Below are 1,115 nucleotides of genomic sequence, written 5' to 3'. Positions count from 1 at the left end.
GTAAGCGGCTGGGGAACTACATTCCCCTCCCTATCTCAAGCGCAAATTTTTTCAGAAACAGCGTCGACGTCGTCGGCCTGAGGTGCCACCCAGTTATGCGGCAATAGCTCGTCGATCCGGCTGTTCGGATGCGTGGGCAGGCGTGTGAGCACATCCTTCAGATAGGTATGCGGGTTCAGACCATTGAGCTTGGCCGATTGAATCAGACTCATGATTGCGGCCGCGCGTTTGCCCGCCCGCAATGAACCGGCAAATAACCAATTGTTTCGACCGATGGCCACGGGTCTGATCTGCTGCTCGATGTGGTTGTTATCGATTGGGATGAATGGATCGTCCAGATAGCGGGTCAGTGCCGCCCAGCGTTTCAGGCTGTAATCGAGCGCTTTGGCGGTGCCGGTGCCATTTAATACCCGCTGGCGCTGGGCCAGCATCCAGGTGTGCAGGGCATCGGCCAGGGGCTTGGCTTTTTCTTGTCGTAGCGCCAGGCGTCGGGCTGGTGACAGGGGCGCTGCCTCGCGCTCGATCGCGTAAAGTTCGCCAATCAATTCCAGAGCCCGTTGACCCACAGGGCTCTGGTTGTTCTTGTGCAGGTCGAAGAATTTTCGACGCGCGTGGGCCATGCAACCGAGCTCGGTCACCCCCTGGCGGAACAAGGCGTTGTAGCCGGCATAATCATCCACCACTAACTGACCTTGCCAGTCCCCCAGGAACTCACGGGCGTATAGGCCCGCTCGACCTTCGTTGAAGTCGTAAATAACGGCCTTCAAGGATTCGAACTGACCCGGGGCGTATGTCCAGAGGTAGGCCTTATGCGTTTTACCGCTGCCCGGCTTGAGCATGCGCACCGGGGTCTCGTCAGCCTGAATGATGCGGTGCTCTAAAACACAGCGCCGCAAGGCATCGACCAGCGGTTGCAGTTCATGGCCGCATTGCCCGACCCACTGCGCCATGCTCGAGCGCGGGATGTGCATGCCGTCGCGCTTGAAGATCGCTTCCTGGCGATACAGGGGCAAATGATCGGCATATTTGGAGATCAGGATATGGGCCAGCAACCCCACTGCGGCGATGCCTTTGTCGATGATGTATGCAGGCATCGAGGCCTGCGTCATCGACTG

The 1,115-nt window shown here is 58.6% G+C and carries 1 protein-coding gene; it reads right to left on the bottom strand.

Annotated elements, in window-relative coordinates; translation table 11 throughout:
- Positions 1-35 precede the first annotated feature (35 nt).
- Positions 36-1,115: IS66 family transposase (locus PuT2_RS15630; protein WP_143516248.1), on the bottom strand; the 1,080-nt coding region annotated here is incomplete at its 5' end.

Origin of the sequence: Pusillimonas sp. T2 (genome assembly GCF_002236805.1) — a bacterium.
Taxonomy (GTDB): Bacteria; Pseudomonadota; Gammaproteobacteria; order Burkholderiales; family Burkholderiaceae_B; genus Neopusillimonas.
The sequence above is the reverse complement of the archived record's forward strand: the minus strand, read 5'-3'. Positions and strand labels throughout refer to the sequence as shown.